At 73.1% G+C, this 16189-nt stretch carries 7 protein-coding genes; all 7 read left to right on the top strand.

Going from position 1 to position 16189, the window contains the following annotated elements; translation table 11 throughout:
* Positions 1–17: 17 nt before the first annotated feature.
* The 7 genes from V1460_RS11330 to V1460_RS11300 all read left to right on the top strand — a co-directional run bounded on the left by V1460_RS11330 (position 18) and on the right by V1460_RS11300 (position 16037).
* Positions 18–4850 carry a type I polyketide synthase gene (locus tag V1460_RS11330; protein ID WP_338673616.1) on the top strand — a complete coding sequence of 1611 codons (4833 nt, stop codon included), beginning with the start codon at positions 18–20 and terminating at the stop codon, positions 4848–4850.
* 242 nt (positions 4851–5092) lie between these two features.
* Positions 5093–10762: a type I polyketide synthase gene (locus V1460_RS11325; RefSeq protein ID WP_338673615.1), complete on the top strand. Its 5670-nt coding sequence runs from the start codon at positions 5093–5095 to the stop codon at positions 10760–10762.
* A 14-nt stretch (positions 10763–10776) separates the two neighbouring features.
* A complete protein-coding gene (locus tag V1460_RS11320; protein WP_338673614.1) occupies positions 10777–11985 on the top strand; it encodes a P450-derived glycosyltransferase activator in 1209 nt (402 codons plus the stop codon).
* A 94-nt stretch (positions 11986–12079) separates the two neighbouring features.
* Positions 12080–13387, top strand: coding sequence for an activator-dependent family glycosyltransferase (locus tag V1460_RS11315; protein WP_338673613.1), 1308 nt, complete (start codon positions 12080–12082; stop codon positions 13385–13387).
* Positions 13384–14127 (top strand): class I SAM-dependent methyltransferase, encoded by a 744-nt coding sequence (locus V1460_RS11310; protein WP_338673612.1) that lies wholly within the window; start codon positions 13384–13386, stop codon positions 14125–14127. Before V1460_RS11315 ends, V1460_RS11310 begins: the two co-directional genes overlap by 4 nt.
* Positions 14128–14134: 7 nt before the next feature.
* Positions 14135–14809, top strand: a complete 675-nt coding sequence (locus V1460_RS11305) for a 4'-phosphopantetheinyl transferase superfamily protein (protein ID WP_338673611.1) — start codon at positions 14135–14137, stop codon at positions 14807–14809.
* A gap of 31 nt (positions 14810–14840) precedes the next feature.
* A complete protein-coding gene (locus V1460_RS11300) occupies positions 14841–16037 on the top strand; it encodes a transaldolase family protein (RefSeq protein WP_338673610.1) in 1197 nt (398 codons plus the stop codon).
* The last annotated feature ends 152 nt before the right edge of the window (positions 16038–16189 follow it).

Here is a 16189-nt window from a genome sequence, read left to right as displayed (position 1 = left end):
GTGACGGGTGACGAGACATGGCGAACGAAGAGAAGCTCCGCGAATACCTGAAGCGGGCCACGACCGAACTGCACCGCACCAGCGAGCGCCTGAAGGAGTTGGAGGCACGCGCCAACGAGCCGATCGCGATCGTCGGCATGGCCTGCCGCTTTCCCGGCGGCGTCGACTCCCCCGAGGACCTGTGGGAACTCCTGTCCGACGGCGTCGACGCGATCTCGCCCTTCCCGGGCGACCGCGGTTGGGACGTCGAGGGGCTCTACGACCCGGACCCGGGCGCGGCAGGCCGCTCGTACTGCCGTGAGGGCGGCTTTCTGCAGGCCGCAGGAGCCTTCGACCCGGCCTTCTTCGGGATCTCGCCGCGCGAGGCGGTGGCGATGGACCCGCAGCAGCGGCTGCTGCTGGAGATTTCCTGGGAGGCCCTGGAACGGGCCGGCGTCGATCCCCGCTCGCTGAAGGGCTCCCGCACCGGCGTGTTCGTCGGCGCCTGGGACGGCGGGTACACCTCCGGGGTGCGCGACCCCTCCGCGGAGTTGGAGGGCGACCTGCTCACCGGCGGTGTGGTCAGCTTCACTTCGGGCCGCATCTCCTACACGCTCGGGCTCGAAGGACCCGCTGTCACCGTGGACACGGCCTGCTCGTCCTCCCTGGTGGCACTCCATCAGGCGGCCCAGGCCCTGCGCGCGGGTGAGTGCGACCTCGCCCTGGCAGGCGGTGCCACCGTCATGTCCACACCCGCCGTCTTCGTCCAGTTCTCCCGCCAGCGCGGCGTGGCCGCCGACGGCCGCTGCAAGGCCTTCGCCGAGGCCGCCGACGGGTTCGGCCCCGGCGAAGGTGTCGGCATCCTCCTGGTGGAGCGGCTCTCCGACGCCGTCCGCAAGGGACACCGCGTACTCGCCGTCATCCGCGGCTCGGCGGTGAACCAGGACGGCGCCAGCAACGGACTCACCGCCCCCAACGGCGCCGCCCAGCAGCGCGTCATCCGACAGGCACTCGCCGACGCCCGGGTCACCGCCGCCGACGTGGACGCCGTCGAAGCCCACGGCACCGGCACCCGACTCGGCGACCCCATCGAAGTGCACGCGTTGATCGACACGTACGGCAGTGCTCACACCACCGAACGGCCTTTGTGGTTGGGTTCGTTGAAGTCGAACATCGGACACGCCCAAGCCGCCGCAGGTGTCGGCGGAGTCATCAAAATGGTGATGGCGATACAGAACGGCCTGCTCCCCAAGACCCTGCACATCGACACCCCCTCCTCGCAGGTGGACTGGAACACCGGCCAAGTCGAGCTGCTCACCGAACCCCGCACCTGGCCCGACACCGGACGCCCACGCCGCGCCGGCGTGTCCTCCTTCGGCGTCAGCGGCACCAACGCCCACGTCATCCTCGAACAGGCCCCAGCACCCCAGGCGGCCGAACCCGCCGAGGACGAGGCACCCACCCGCGAGCTACCCGTCATCCCCCAGATCGTCACCGCCCGCTCCAAACCCGCGCTCAGGGCTCAGAGCGAGCGGCTGCGGAACCACCTGGAACGCGAGCGCGACCACGGCAGGGAACCACGCCCCCTCGACATCGCCTACTCACTGGCAACCACCCGCTCGATGTTCGAACACCGCCGCGTCACCCTCGGCACCACCACCATCGAAGGCACAGCGGGCACTCCGGGCCGCACGGTGCTGGTGTTCCCCGGACAGGGAACCCAATGGACCGGCATGGCCGCCGAACTCCTCGACACCAGCCCCGTCTTCGCCGACCGATTCCACGAATGCGCCAACGCACTCGCCCCCCACATCGACTACGACCCCACCGAGACCCTCCGCACCCACGCACCCCTGGACCGCGCCGACATCGTCCAACCCATCACCTGGGCCGTCATGGTCTCCCTCGCCGAACTCTGGCACCACCTCGGCATCACCCCCGACGCCGTCATCGGCCACTCCCAAGGCGAAATAGCCGCCGCCACCGTCTGCGGCGCACTCACCCTCAACGACGCCGCCCGCATCATCGCCCTCCGCGCCAAACTCATCACCCACCACCTCACCGGCCACGGCACCATGGCCTCCATCCCCCTCCCACCCCACACCATCCAGCAACACCTCACCACCACCCCCTACCACCAACGCATCACCATCGCCGCCACCAACGGACCCAACAGCACCATCATCGCCGGCGACAACGAAGCCATCACCCACACCATCACCACCTACCAGAACCAGAACATCCGAGCCCGCCACATCCCCGTCGACTACCCCTCCCACTCCACCCACGTCCAACACATCAAAAACCAACTCCTCGACGCACTCACCCCCATCAAACCCCGCCCCTCCCACACCCCCTTCTACTCCACCGTCCACGCCACCCACATCACCGACACCACCACACTCACCCCCGACTACTGGTACCAAAACCTCCGCCAAACCGTCCGCTTCGAAGAAACCATCCGACTCCTCCTCGACAACGGACACACCACCTACATCGAAACCAGCGCCCACCCCGTCCTCACCACCGGCATCCACGAAACCACCGACACCACCCCCCACCACATCACCACCACCGGCACACTCCGCCGCAACGAAGGCGGACTCCAACGCCTCCTCACCTCAGCCGCCCACCTCTTCACCCACGGCACCAACATCAACTGGACCAACCTCTTCCACCACACCAACCCCCAAACCATCAACCTCCCCACCTACCCCTTCCAACACCAGCACTACTGGCATCAACCAACCACCCCCACCAACACCACCACCCACCCCACCGACACCTGGCGCTACCGCACCACCTGGAAACACCTCCACCACACCCAAACCCCCACACTCAAAGGCCGCTGGCTCCTCGTCATCCCCGAAACCCTCACCGGTTCCGAGACCGAGCTCATCGCCGCCGCCCAAGCCACCCTCACCCGCCACGGCGCCCACACCGAAACCCTCACCCTCAACCCACACAACACCAACCGCCACACCCTCACCGCACAACTCACCACACACAACACCGGCAACCCAACCGAACCCCTTGACGGCATCCTCTCCCTCCTCGGTACCGATGGGCGCTCGCACCCCGAGCACCCCGAACTGGCCCTCGGCGTGCTCGGCACCACCGTCCTCGCGCAGGCGGCAGCCGACGCCGGCCTCACCGCGAAGCTCTGGACCGTCACCCGCGGTGCCGTCGCCGTCTCCCCCGGCGAACGGCCCGGTTCCGAAGGCGCCCAGGTCTGGGGACTCGGACGCGGTATCGCTCTGGAGCACCCCACTCTCTGGGGCGGCCTGGTCGACCTGCCCGGGACCCCCGACGAGCGCACCTGGCAGCGGCTGGCCGCCGCCCTGGCGGGCACGGCGGACGAGGACCAGATCGCCATCCGCGCCTCCGGCAGCTACGGCCGCCGACTCGTCCCGGCCGGCGGGACCCCAACCCGCCGTACCTACACGCCCCGTGGCACCGTCCTGGTCACCGGCGGCACCGGCGCCCTCGGCGCCCACGTCGCCCGATGGCTCGCCAGAACCGGCGCCACACACCTCGTACTGACCAGCCGCCGCGGCCCCAACGCACCCGGCACCACCGAACTGACCCGCGAACTACACGCCCTCGGCACCGAAGTCACCATCGCCGCCTGCGACGTCTCCGACCGCGACGCCATCGCCGCCCTACTCGAAGCCCACCCACCCACCGCCGTCTTCCACACCGCGGGCGTGCCGCACTCGGCCGCCTTCCTCGACACCGACGGCGGCTCGCTCGCCGAGGTGTACGGGGGCAAGGTCGCCGGCGCCCTGCACCTGCACGAACTCACGCGCGAGCGGGGCCTGGATCTGGACGCCTTCGTCCTGTACGCCTCCGGCGCGGGCGTGTGGGGCAGCGGTGGCCAGAGTGCCTACGGCGCCGCGAACGCCGCACTCGACGCGCTCGCCGAGCAGCGCCGGGCCGACGGCCTGCCCGCCACCTCCATCGCCTGGGGCCTGTGGGGCGGCGGCGGCATGGGCGAGGGCGCAGGTGAGGAGTTCCTCAGCAGCCGCGGTCTGCGCCCCATGGACCCCGTACGGGCCGTGGCGGCCCTGAGCCGGGCCCTGGACCGCGACGACGGCTGCGTCACACTCGCCGACATGGACTGGCCGCTCTTCGCCAAGGGGTTCACGACGTTCCGGCCCAGCTCCCTGATCCGCGACCTGCCCGGTGTACGCGAGTCCGGCGCGGACGGGTCCGCCACGGCGACCGGTGGGGAGTCTGCCGGAGCGGAGGCAGACGGGCTGCTGCCCGCCCGGCTCGCTGCCGTCGACCCCGCCGAACAGTACGAGATCGTGCTCGACGAGGTGCGCGGCAGCGTCGCGGCCGTGCTCGGCCATTCCGCACCCGACGACGTCGACCCCGAAGAGCCCTTCAGGAACCTCGGATTCAGCTCCCTGATCGCGAGCGAGCTGGCGATCCGGCTCAGCCGTGTCTGCGGCCGCAAGCTGCCTCCCACCCTGGTCTTCGACCACCCGACGGCCGCCGCCGTGGCCAACCATCTGACCGAACTCCTGCACCCTGCCGCCGAAACCGCCGCAGGGGGCAGCGGCACCCCCGATGAGCGGCGGGTCAGGACCGCCCTGGCCACGCTGCCGTTGAGCGTGCTGCGCGAGGCGGGTCTGCTGGACACGCTGCTCGCCCTGGCGTCCACGGAGCCCGGCATGGCGGCGCCCGATGGGCGCACACCTCACGGCGGGTTCAACGGGGCGGACCGGACCGGCGCCGTCGTCGGGATGGACGACCTCGGCCACGCCGCCGCCCTCGACGAACTCGACCGCCTCGACGACATCACCGCCCTTGACGAACTCGACGCGGACGCGCTGATCGAGCTGGCACTACGCGATGCGACCTAAGGGCTGTCCCGTAATCCCCGGCGGGCGCGCGACGCCTGGCACGCACGCTCGCTGCGTTGCCGGAGTCATCCAAGTACGTCCAGTACGAGGATGATCCTCCGCCTTGCGATCGCACGCACCAGACGCCGCAGGCCCCGCCCTGCGGGCGGACGGAGCTACTTTCGCAACACACCCTAAGCCGCGCCCGACCCGGCAGCCACGATGCCGCTGCTCCGCCCGACCCGCCCAGAGAGGTACCCCTGATGGCCATGTCATCCGAAAAGCTCATGGAGGCGCTGAGAACCTCGCTCAAGGAGACCGAGCGACTGCGTCGGCGCAACCGGGAACTGGCCGCAGCCGCCCGCGAGCCCGTCGCCGTGGTCGGCATGGCCTGCCGCTACCCCGGCGGAGTCGACTCCCCCGAGGCCCTGTGGGAGCTGGTCTCCTCCGGGACGGACGCCATCGCGCCCTTCCCCGAGGACCGCGGCTGGGACCTCGAGGGACTCTACGACCCGGACCGTGAGTCGCAGGGCACCACCTACTGCAACCAGGGCGGGTTCCTCGCCGGCGCCGGGGACTTCGACGCCGCGTTCTTCGGGATCTCACCGCGCGAGGCCGTCGTCATGGACCCCCAGCAGCGGCTGCTGCTGGAAGTGTCCTGGGAAGCCCTGGAGCGCACCGGACTGGACCCGCGCTCACTGCGTGGGTCCGGCACGGGCGTCTACATCGGCGCCGCCCACGCCGAGTACGCCACCGACCTGGACCGAGTCCCTTCCGGTTCCGAGGGCTACCTGCTGACTGGAAGCGCCGACGCCGTTCTCTCCGGCAGGATCAGCTACGCCCTCGGCCTCGAAGGCCCGGCCATGACGGTGGAGACCGCATGCTCCTCGTCGCTGGTCGCCCTGCACCTGGCTGTCGCCGCGCTGCGCCGCGGGGAGTGCGGTCTGGCTCTGGCCGGCGGCGCCGCGGTGATGCCCGACGCGGCCGCGTTCGTCGAGTTCTCCCGGCAGAAGGGCCTCGCGGCGGACGGCCGCTGCAAGGCCTTCTCCGCCGACGCGGACGGCACGGGCTGGGCCGAGGGGGCCGGGGTGCTCGTATTGGAGAGGCTCTCCGACGCACGCCGGGCCGGACGCAACGTGCTCGCCGTCATCCGCGGCTCCGCCGTCAACCAGGACGGTGCCAGCAACGGCCTCACCGCCCCCAACGGGCCATCCCAGCAACGCGTCATCCGCGCCGCCCTCGCCGACGCCCAGCTCGATCCACAGGCCGTCGACGCCGTCGAGGCACACGGGACCGGCACCATGCTGGGCGACCCCATCGAGGCGCAGGCCCTGCTCGACGTCTACGGACAGGGCCGCGAGGCGGACCGGCCCCTGTGGCTCGGCTCCCTCAAGTCCAACATCGGGCACGCGCAGGCCGCCGCCGGCGTCGGCGGGGTCATCAAGACCATCCAGGCGATGCGCAACGGGCTGCTGCCCAAGACCCTGCACACCGCCACCCCCACCCCGCACGCCGACTGGTCCTCCGGGCAGGTACGGCTGCTCACCGAGCCGGTGGCCTGGCCGGCAGGCCGACGCCCGCGCCGCGCCGGGGTCTCGGCCTTCGGAGTGGGAGGAACGAACGCCCACGTGATCGTGGAGGAAGCGGCGGGAGCCGCCGACGGCGCCGACGCCTCGGACAGGGCGTCCGCCGGGACCCCGGCGACCGCGGCGAGCGCCTCGACCGACACCGTCCCCGAAGGCGGGCGGGACCCCGAGGGCCCCGTCGCCTGGTTCCTTTCCGGCCGCTCCGCCGAAGCGCTCCGCGCCCAAGCCGACCGGTTGCGCACCCATCTCGCCGGACCGGCCGCCACCGGCGCCACCGCCGAGGCCGTCGGGCACGCCCTGGCCGTCACCCGCACCGCCTTCGAGCACCGGGCCGTCATCATCGGCGACTCGTACGCGGAACTGGCCCGTGGCCTCGACCGTCTGGCCGATGGCGCCCCCTCGCCCGCCGTCGTCACCGGCGTGCGCCGCCGCGAGGCCAGAACCGCCTTCCTCTTCACCGGACAGGGCAGCCAGCGCCCCGGCATGGCCCGCGAACTACGCGCCGCCCAACCGGTTTTCGCCCAGGCCCTGGACGCTGTCGCACAGCGGCTCGACCCATACCTCGGCCGCCCGATCACCGCCGTGCTCGACGCCGCGCCGGGCACCCCCGACGAAGCCCTGCTGCACCAGACCCAGTACGCCCAGGCCGCCCTCTTCGCCGTCGAGACGGCCCTGTTCCGGCTGCTGGAGCACTGGGGCATGCGTCCCGACATCCTCATCGGCCACTCCGTCGGCGAGATCACCGCGGCCCACGCGGCAGGCGTCCTCGACCTCGACGACGCCTGCGCCCTCGTCGCCGCACGCGGTCGGCTGATGCAGGCCCTCCCGGCCGGTGGCGCGATGCTGTCCGTACGGGCCTCCGAGGACGAGGTCCACGAGATCCTGGCCGGTCACGAGGACGCCCTCGCCGTCGCCGCCGTCAACGGCCCACGGTCCGTGGTCGTCTCCGGCACTGAGACCGCCGTCGGGCAGGTGTCGGAACTGCTCGCCGAACGCGGCCGAAAATCCAAGCGGCTGACGGTCAGCCATGCCTTCCACTCCCCGCTCATGGACCCCATGCTGGCGGAGTTCCGTGCCCTCGCCGACGGACTCTCCTACCGCGCGCCCCGGCTTCCCGTCATCTCCAACGTCACCGGCCGACGTGCCGCCGGCGATGACCTGCGCACCGGCGCCTACTGGTCCGGGCACGTCCGCGCCGCCGTCCGCTTCGCCGACTGCGTGCGCACCGCCCGTGACCTGGGCGCGGCCACCTTCGTCGAGCTCGGCCCCGACGGTGTGCTCTGCGGTATGGCCCAGGAGGTCCTGTCCGCGGTCGACCCCGGCGCGGAGCCCGCCGTGATGGTTCCCGTCCTGCGCCGCGGTCGTCCCGAACCGGCCACCCTGCTGCGGGCGGTGGCCATCGCCGCCAGCCGCGGCGCCGCCATCGACCGCGGCCGGCTGTTCCCCTCCGCCCCCGACCGCCCGGTATCGCTGCCCGTGTACGCCTGGCAACACCGCAGGTACTGGATCGCCCCCACGCCGCGCCGGCGGGCCGACCGCGGACCCGCCACCGGCCCCCGCCGCCACCACATCACCTGGAGCCCGCTGGCCGCCTGCGCGAACCCGGGCACCGTCCCACCACTGACCGGCACCTGGCTGCTGGTGGAGCCCTCCGGGGCGGCTGCCGACCCCGCCACCGCCGACCGGGCCGAGCGGGCACTGCGCGCCCGCGGCGCCCATGTCCGCCGGCTCCAGGTCGACCCCGAGCAGGCCGACCGGGCCGCACTCACCGCGGTCCTCGCACCACAGGCGCCCCAGGCCTCCCCTGCCGAATCGCCCGCCGGTGCCCAAGGTGACACAGCCTCAGCCGTGGAGGGGGTCCTTTCGCTTCTCGGCGCGGATGATCGAGAGCGGCCCGGCACCGGACCGGTCCCGGCCGCCGTCCGAGCCACCCTGTCCCTTGTCCAGGCGATGGAGGAGACATCCATGACCGCCCGCCTCTGGTGCGCGACCCGGGGGGCCGTGACCACGTCCCCCGGCGAGCGGCCGCGGGAGGCGGCGGCACAGCTCTGGGGGCTCGGACGCGTCGCCGCGCTCGAACTCCCCGCCCTGTGGGGCGGACTCGTGGACCTGCCCGAAGCGGGAGCGGACGCCGTGGCCGGGACCGCCGCCACCCCCAGCCCCTTCGCAGGAGCGGACGCCGTGGCCGGCGCCGGGATCGCCGCCGCCACCCCCGTCGCCTCCGGGGAGGACGAGGCCTGGCGACTCCTGGTCGAAGCACTCGGCGGCCCCGAGGACCAAGTGGCCGTGCGCGGCACCGGCCTGCTCGGACGCCGGCTCACCGTCGCCCCCGCGCCGCGGGTCCATGCCCCCTACCACCCCCGAGGCAGTGTCCTGGTCACCGGCGGCACCGGGGCCCTCGGCGGCCACCTCGCCCGCCGGCTCGCCCGTGAGGGCGCCGAGCACCTGCTGCTCGTCGGTCGGCGCGGGGCCCGAACCCCCGGCGCCGCGGACCTTGAAGCCGACATACTCGCCCTCGGCGCCAAGGTCACCTTCGCCGCCTGCGATGTGGCCGACCGCGATGCCCTGGCGGCGCTCCTGGGACAGATCCCCGCCGACGCCCCACTGACCGCCGTCTTCCACGCCGCGGGCGTCCCCCAGATCAGCCCGCTCACCGAGACCGGCCCCGCACTCGTGTCCGAGGTCTACTCCGGGAAGGTCGCCGGTGCCCGGCACCTCGACGAACTCACCCGGGGCTTCGACCTCGACGCCTTCGTCCTGTACTCCTCCGGCGCGGGCGTCTGGGGCAGCGCGGGCCAGTGCGCCTACGCCGCAGCCAACGCCGGTCTCGACGCACTCGCCGAGCGCCGCCGCGCCGACGGTCTGCCCGCCACCTCCGTGGCATGGGGGCTGTGGGGCGGCGGCGGCATGGGCGACGGCGAGGGCACCGAGTACCTGCGCCGCAGAGGACTGCGCCCCATGGACCCGCAGGACGCCCTCACCGAGCTCTTCCGCGCCATCGCCGACGGCGAGGCCCAGGTCACCGTCACCGATACCGACTGGGAGCGGTTCGCCCTCGGGTTCACCTCCCGGCGGCCCAGCCCGCTCATCTCCCCGCTGGCCGCCCTCGCCCCGGTCCCAGGTGCGGACCCGGGCCCAGCCTGCCGCGGTGCGGCCGGCGGCGACGGAACCCCGGGGGTCCCTCTGCGGCGCGAGCTGCGCGCCGAACTCGCCACCCTCGGCCCCGACGAGCGCGCCGCCGCAGTCCGGGCCCTGGTCCGCACTGAGGCCGCCACCGTGCTGGGCTACGAGAGCCCCGACGAGGTCGCCGCCGACGAGCCCTTCACCCTGGTGGGGTTCGACTCCCTCGGCATCGCGGAATTCCGGCGCCGACTCAGCGCCGCCTCCGCCACCGACCTGCCCCTGGAGACCTTCTACGACCACAACACCACGGACACGCTCGCCGCCCACCTGCTTGACCTCCTGCGGGACCCGGTCGACGCGACGGGCTCCACGGCCACCGGTACCGCCGACGACACCACCCTGGTGTCGGTGTACCGCTGCGCGGTCGCCGACAGCCGTGGGGCCGAGGCCGCCGAGGCCCTCGGTGCCGTCTCCGCCCTGCGCCCGGCCTTCGACGACCCCGCGCGGCAGCCCGTGACCCCGATCCGGCTCGCCGATGGTCCCGCCGGTGACCTGGGCCCGCTGCTCATCGCGGTCACCGGCACCGCGGCCGTCTCCGGCCCAGCCGAGTTCGCCGCGTTCGCCGCCGCCCTCGCCGGCCGCCGGACGGTCACCGCGCTGCCCCAGCCCGGCTTCAGGCCCGGTGAACTGCTGCCGGGCACCATCGAGACGCTGTGCGCCACGCATGCCGAGGCCATCGCGCGGTACGCCGCCGGGCGGCCGTACGCCCTGGTCGGTCATTCCGCCGGAGCCAACGTCGCCCACGCGCTCACCAAGCATCTGGAGGCCCGCGGCACCGGGCCCACCGCCCTGGTGCTGGCCGACATCTACACCCCCAGTGCCCCCGGTGCGATGGGCACTTGGCGGGACGTCATGCTCCGCTGGGCGATGGACCGTACGGTCATAACGCTCGACGACACACGGCTCACCGCCATGGGCGCCTTCCACCGGCTGCTGCTGGACTGGGTCCCCGAGCCCACCCGCGCCCCGGTCCTGCACCTGCGGGCCGGCGAGCCCATGGCCGCGTGGACCGACCCGCTGACGGACTGGCGGTCCGTCTGGGACGGCGCCCACACCGTCATCGACGTACCCGGCAACCACTTCACGATGATGACCGAGCACGCTCCGACCACCGCGCGCAGCGTCGATGCCTGGCTCGATGTGCTGACCGGCGGTGACCGATGATCAGGAGTCGCCACATGACCTCCGGGCCGCTGACCGACCACCCCGGCGGCGAGACCGCCCTCGCGGGCGCCCAACGGGCCCGCAGGAACCAGCTCACCCGCGCCGCCCAGTGGTTCGCGGGCATCCAGAACGACCCCTACGGACTGATCCTGCGCTCCGGCGCGGAGGACCCGCGTCCCCACGAGGAACGCGTCCGCGCCGAGGGGCCGCTGTTCCACAGTGCGCCACTCGGCACCTGGGTGACCGCTGACCGCGCCGTCGCCGAAGCGATAGTCGCCTGCGACGCCTTCGACGGGCCCGGTACGGGCCCGGATGACGCCGCCGACGACGGGCTCCCGTACCGCAGTGCCCTGCTCGCCGTGGACCGGGAGGCCGCTGCCCGCCTCGCCCCCCTCGGCGGCTCGATGCTGTGGACGGCCGGGGAGGAGCGCGTGGAGAAGCGGGCGTGGGAGTCCAGCCGCTCGATCCTCGCCGGGCTCGGCGAACGCTTCGACCTCGCCGAGGACTTCGCGCGCCATCTCGTCGGCCGTGTGCTCGCCGGGCAGCTCGACCTGCCCAAGGCCACCCAGGAGCGGTTCGCCCGCACCCTGACCGGCTGCCGGCACGCCCTCGACGGACTGCTCTGCCCCCAGCCCCATGCCGTGGCGCGCGCTGCGGAGCGGGCCGAAGCCACCCTGGCCGCGCTGCTCGCCGAAGGGCTCCACCAGAACGGGGCGGACAGTGCCCGGGCCGACAGTGCCCGGGCCGCCTCGATCCTCGCCGTCAGCGCCGCCGAGACCACCGCCGTGCTCATCACCAACGCCGTGCGCGGGGTCCTCACAGAGCCCGGCGCCTGGCAGCGGCTGGCCGACGACCCCGCCTTGGCCGCCGAGGTCGTCGAGGACACACTGCGCCACGCCCCGCCGGTCCGGCTGGAGACCCGCACCGCACGCACCACCACCGTTCTCGCAGGCACCACACTGCCCGCCGGCAGCCACGTCACCATCCTCGTCCCCGCTGTCAACCGCGATCCGAAGGCGCCCACGGACGCCGCTCCCTTCGGGCTCCCCACGGACCTGCACTTCGCGCTCTCGGGCCGGTTGGTCAGGGTGCTCGCCCGCGCGGCGCTCGGCGCGCTCGCCGAGTCCCTGCCCACCCTGCGCACGGCCGGCGAAGAGGTCACGCGGCTGCGCTCGCCGGTCCTGGGCGCCCCCGCGAGCTTCCCCGTCGCCAGGGCGGCCTGATGGCGGGCCCCGGCGTTGGCGGCCGTGCAGACGGCCGCCAACCCAGAAGACCACGACCCCGACCGCAACGAGCCAGCCAAGGGCGGACGATGCCATGCGCGTCCTGATCACGTGCTTCGCGCACAACACGCACTACTACAACCTGGTACCGCTGGCCTGGGCGCTGCGCGCCGCCGGGCACGAGGTCCGGGTGGCCAGCCAGCCCGCGCTCACCGAGGTGGTCAACGGCTCCGGACTGACCGCGGTACCCGTCGGCGACCTCGACTCGATCATCGAGCTGATGACGCAGATCGGCGGCGATCCCACCCCCTATCAGGTCGGCTTCGACTTCGCCGAGACGGTCACCGAGCCGATCGGCTGGGAGCACGCACTCGGCCAGCAGACCATGATGACGGCCATGTCTTTCGCGCCGCTCAACGGCGACACGACCATCGACGACATCGTGGCATTCGCCCGTGCCTGGCAGCCCGACCTGGTGCTCTGGGAGCCCTTCACGTACGCCGGTCCCATCGCGGCGCACGTCACGGGCGCGGCCCACGCCCGTCTGCTGTGGGGCCCCGACGTGGTCCTCAACGCGCGCCGCCAGTTCCTCGAACTGCTGGCCGCGCAGCCCGAGGAGCGCCGCGAGGACCCGATGGGCGAATGGCTGGCGTGGACCCTCGAACGCTTCGGGATCACCCCCGACGCCGCCACCGTCGAGGAGATGGTCGGCGGGCAGGCCACCATCGACCCGGCGCCCGCGAGTCTGCGCATACCTGTGCCCGGCGAGCTCCTGCCGATGCGCTACGTCCCCTACAACGGCCCTTCCGTCATACCGGACTGGCTGCACGCCCCGCCGGCACGGCCGCGCGTCTGCATCACCCTCGGGGTCTCCGCCCGCGAGACCTTCGGCCGCGACGCGGTGTCTTTGGAGGACCTGCTGCACGCCCTCGGTGACATCGACGCCGAGTTCGTCGCGACCTTCGACGCGACCCAACTCGACGACCGCGACGCCCTGCCCGCCAACATCCGCGTCGTCGACTTCGTCCCTCTGGACGCCTTGCTGCCGACCTGCGCCGCGATCGTCCACCACGGCGGCGCCGGAACCGGCTACACCGCCCATGTGCACGGCGTACCGCAGATCATCGTGGCCTCCCTGTGGGACGCCCCGCTCAAGGCCCGCATGCACGAGGAACATGGCGCCGGCATCGACCTGCCGCCCGAGAAGCTCGACGCCGCATCCCTGCGCGAGGCGGTCATCCGGGTCCTCACCGACACCTCGATCACGGCGGCCGCGCACCGGCTGCGCGACGAGGCCCTCGCCGACCCCTCCCCGGCGGAACTCGTCCCGGCCCTCGAACGCCTCGCGGCCCGCCGGGGCCCTACGCACACCGCACACCCCAGCCGAGGAGAGACGACGTGACCACCACCGAAGCCCCCGCGAACAGCGGCTACGCGGGCGGCGTCGCCCGCCTCTACGACCTGGTCCACCAGGGAAAGGGCAAGGACTACGCACGCGAGGCGACGGACCTGGCCGCCCTCATCGCCTCCCGCGCGCCCGGCGCCCGCAGCCTCCTCGACGTGGCCTGCGGCACCGGCCTCCACCTGGAGCATCTCAACGGCGCCTTCGACAGGGTCGAGGGCGTGGAGTTCTCCTCGGACATGCGGGACATAGCGGTCCGCCGCAACCCGAACGTGCCCGTGCACCTCGGCGACATGCGCGACTTCACGCTCGACACCGCCTTCTCCGCCGTCACCTGTATGTTCAGCTCCATCGGCCACATGCGTGACCAGGCCGAACTCGACGCGGCTCTGGCCCGCTTCGCGGCCCACCTCGAACCGGGCGGTGTCGTCGTCGTCGAACCCTGGTGGTTCCCCGCCACGTTCACCCCCGGCTTCGTGGGCGCGTCCATCACCGAGGCGGAGGGCAAGACCATCTCCCGCGTCTCGCACTCGCGGCTGGAGAGCGGCGCCACCCGCATCGACGTGCACTACCTGATCGCCGAGCCCGGCCAGGACATCACGCACCTCTCCGAGACCCACCTCATCACCCTCTTCACGCGCGACGCCTACGAGCGGGCATTCGCCCGCGCCGGCCTCGCCGTCGAGTTCCAGGAGGGCGGCCCGTCCGGGCGCGGCCTCTTCATCGGCACCCGGGAGTGACCCCCGTATGATCCAGGAGATCCTCCCGCCCGGGACGGTCTCGGTCGACACGGTCGGGGACTTCCCGCGGGAGCTGCTCTTCGCGGCGGAGCTGGCCCTGATCCGCGACGCCGTCGAAGAACGGCGCCGCGAGTTCGCCACGGTCCGCGTGTGCGCCCACCAGGCGCTCGTCGCCCTCGGGTGGGCGGCCGAGCCGGTGCTCACCGGCCGCCGCGGCGAGCCACTGTGGCCCGCCGGCACCATCGGCTCCCTCACCCACTGCGAGGGCTACCGGGGTGCCGCCGTGGCGCCCGCCGACCGCTGGCGGGCGCTGGGCATCGACGCGGAGCCGCACCTGGCGCTGCCGCCCGGCGTGGCCCGCGAGGTCACATCGGCCGCAGAACGCGAGCAGTTGCGCACGCTCGCCCACCGGCACCCCGGCACCTACTGGGACCGGCTGCTGTTCAGCGCCAAGGAGTCCCTGTTCAAGGCCTGGTCCCCGCTCACCCACCGGACTCTGGACTTCGATTCCGCTGACCTCGAACTCCATCCGGCTTCCTGGTCGTTCACCGCCCGGCTGAGAGTCCCCGGACCGGTGCTCGACGGCCAGACCCTGACCGAGCTGGCCGGCCGGTGGACGGTGGCGGAGGGACTCCTCCTGACCGCTGTCGCCATCCCGGGCCCCCGCCCGGCACCCCTCTGACGCCATCTCCCAGGGACAGGCAGGATTCGCCATGCTCGCCACCTCTGCCCGATCCGCCGCGGATTCCGCCTTCCACCACCGCCTCGCCGGCGAGCAGGTCACCCTTCACTTGGAAGGCTGCGACCGCCGCACGGCGGCCTCCGGGGAGCTGGCCGGACTCGTCGCGCTCGGGGCAGTCACCGGGGCCTCCTGGCACCCCGCGCGGACCGCCTTCACCCTGCGCGAAGACCGCTCCTACCGCGCACAGTTGCACGACCTCGCCCTCCTGGAAACCCCCGCGGGGCCCGCCCTGCGTGTCCTGCTCGCCCACGACGGCCGGCTGATGTGCGAGGCCCTGCGCCCCGTCGCCGAAAGCACCGGCGGCCGCGACGGGTTCGCGACCCTGCCGCTGCCCCCCAGCGGGGACCGGGACACCCTGCTCGCCGAGGCACGGACCCTGCGCAGGGCCGTGGACCGGCCCAACCTCCTGGTCGGCATCACCGTCGCCGATGCCTCCGGCAGCTCGGCCCGTACCGTCGCCGACTGCCTCGCCGAAGGGATCGGGGTCAACGCGCAGCTCGTCCTCAGCCCCGCCGCCTGCCGCACGGTCCTGCAGGCCTTCCTCACCGGTTACGAGCGGGCTCGCGCCGCCGGCCGGGACCTCTCGCACACCGGCGCCATGGCCACCCTCCCGCTACGGCTGCTCGCCGACGGGATCGACGCCCGCCTGGCCCGCCGTCCCGGCGCACCTCCCTCCGCCGGGCGCCGCGCCGCCGCGGCCCTTGCCCGGCAGTGCTACGAGGAGTACGAACGCACCTTGGGGGACTCGCGCTGGCGCTCCCTGGTCGCCGACGGTGCCCGCCCGTTCCGCCTCGCGTTCTCGGCCGCGTACACCTCGCACACCGCAGACCTCAACCGGGGCGCCACCCCCCGCCACGACCTGGTCGGCCCCGGCCTCGCCCTCGCCGCCGACCGGGAGGGACTGGACGCCTTCCTCTCCGCGCGGCGGCTCGGACCCGACACTCTCAGCACCTCGGTACGCCCCGCCGGGTACGCGACCGCGCTCCCTCACCAGCACCCGGTCCGCGATCTCCACCACCCGGACCTCGCCACCGTCGGAACGTGCCTGCGCCACGAGGCGGGACGGCTCGCGATCCGGCAGAAGAACGCCCTGTGCCGCTCCTGGGACACCGTGCTGGCCGAGCTGTCCCGCTTCCCACACGCCACCCGCGACCTCCCCCGGGGGTGAGCCGATCAGCTCAGGGAAAGGGAACGCCGACACTCAAGGTCGTGGAAGCACACCGCGGTATCCCCGTGTGCCCCGCCCATGGTGACGCGGTCACCGCACCCGCCGCGGCCCGACCCGCCGGAGGGCTGCCGGAGGTCCACCGGAAGGCGAAC

The sequence above is a fragment of the Streptomyces sp. SCSIO 30461 genome, assembly GCF_037023745.1.
Lineage (GTDB): Bacteria > Actinomycetota > Actinomycetes > Streptomycetales > Streptomycetaceae > Streptomyces.
This window is presented reverse-complemented; position numbering and strand designations above follow the sequence as displayed.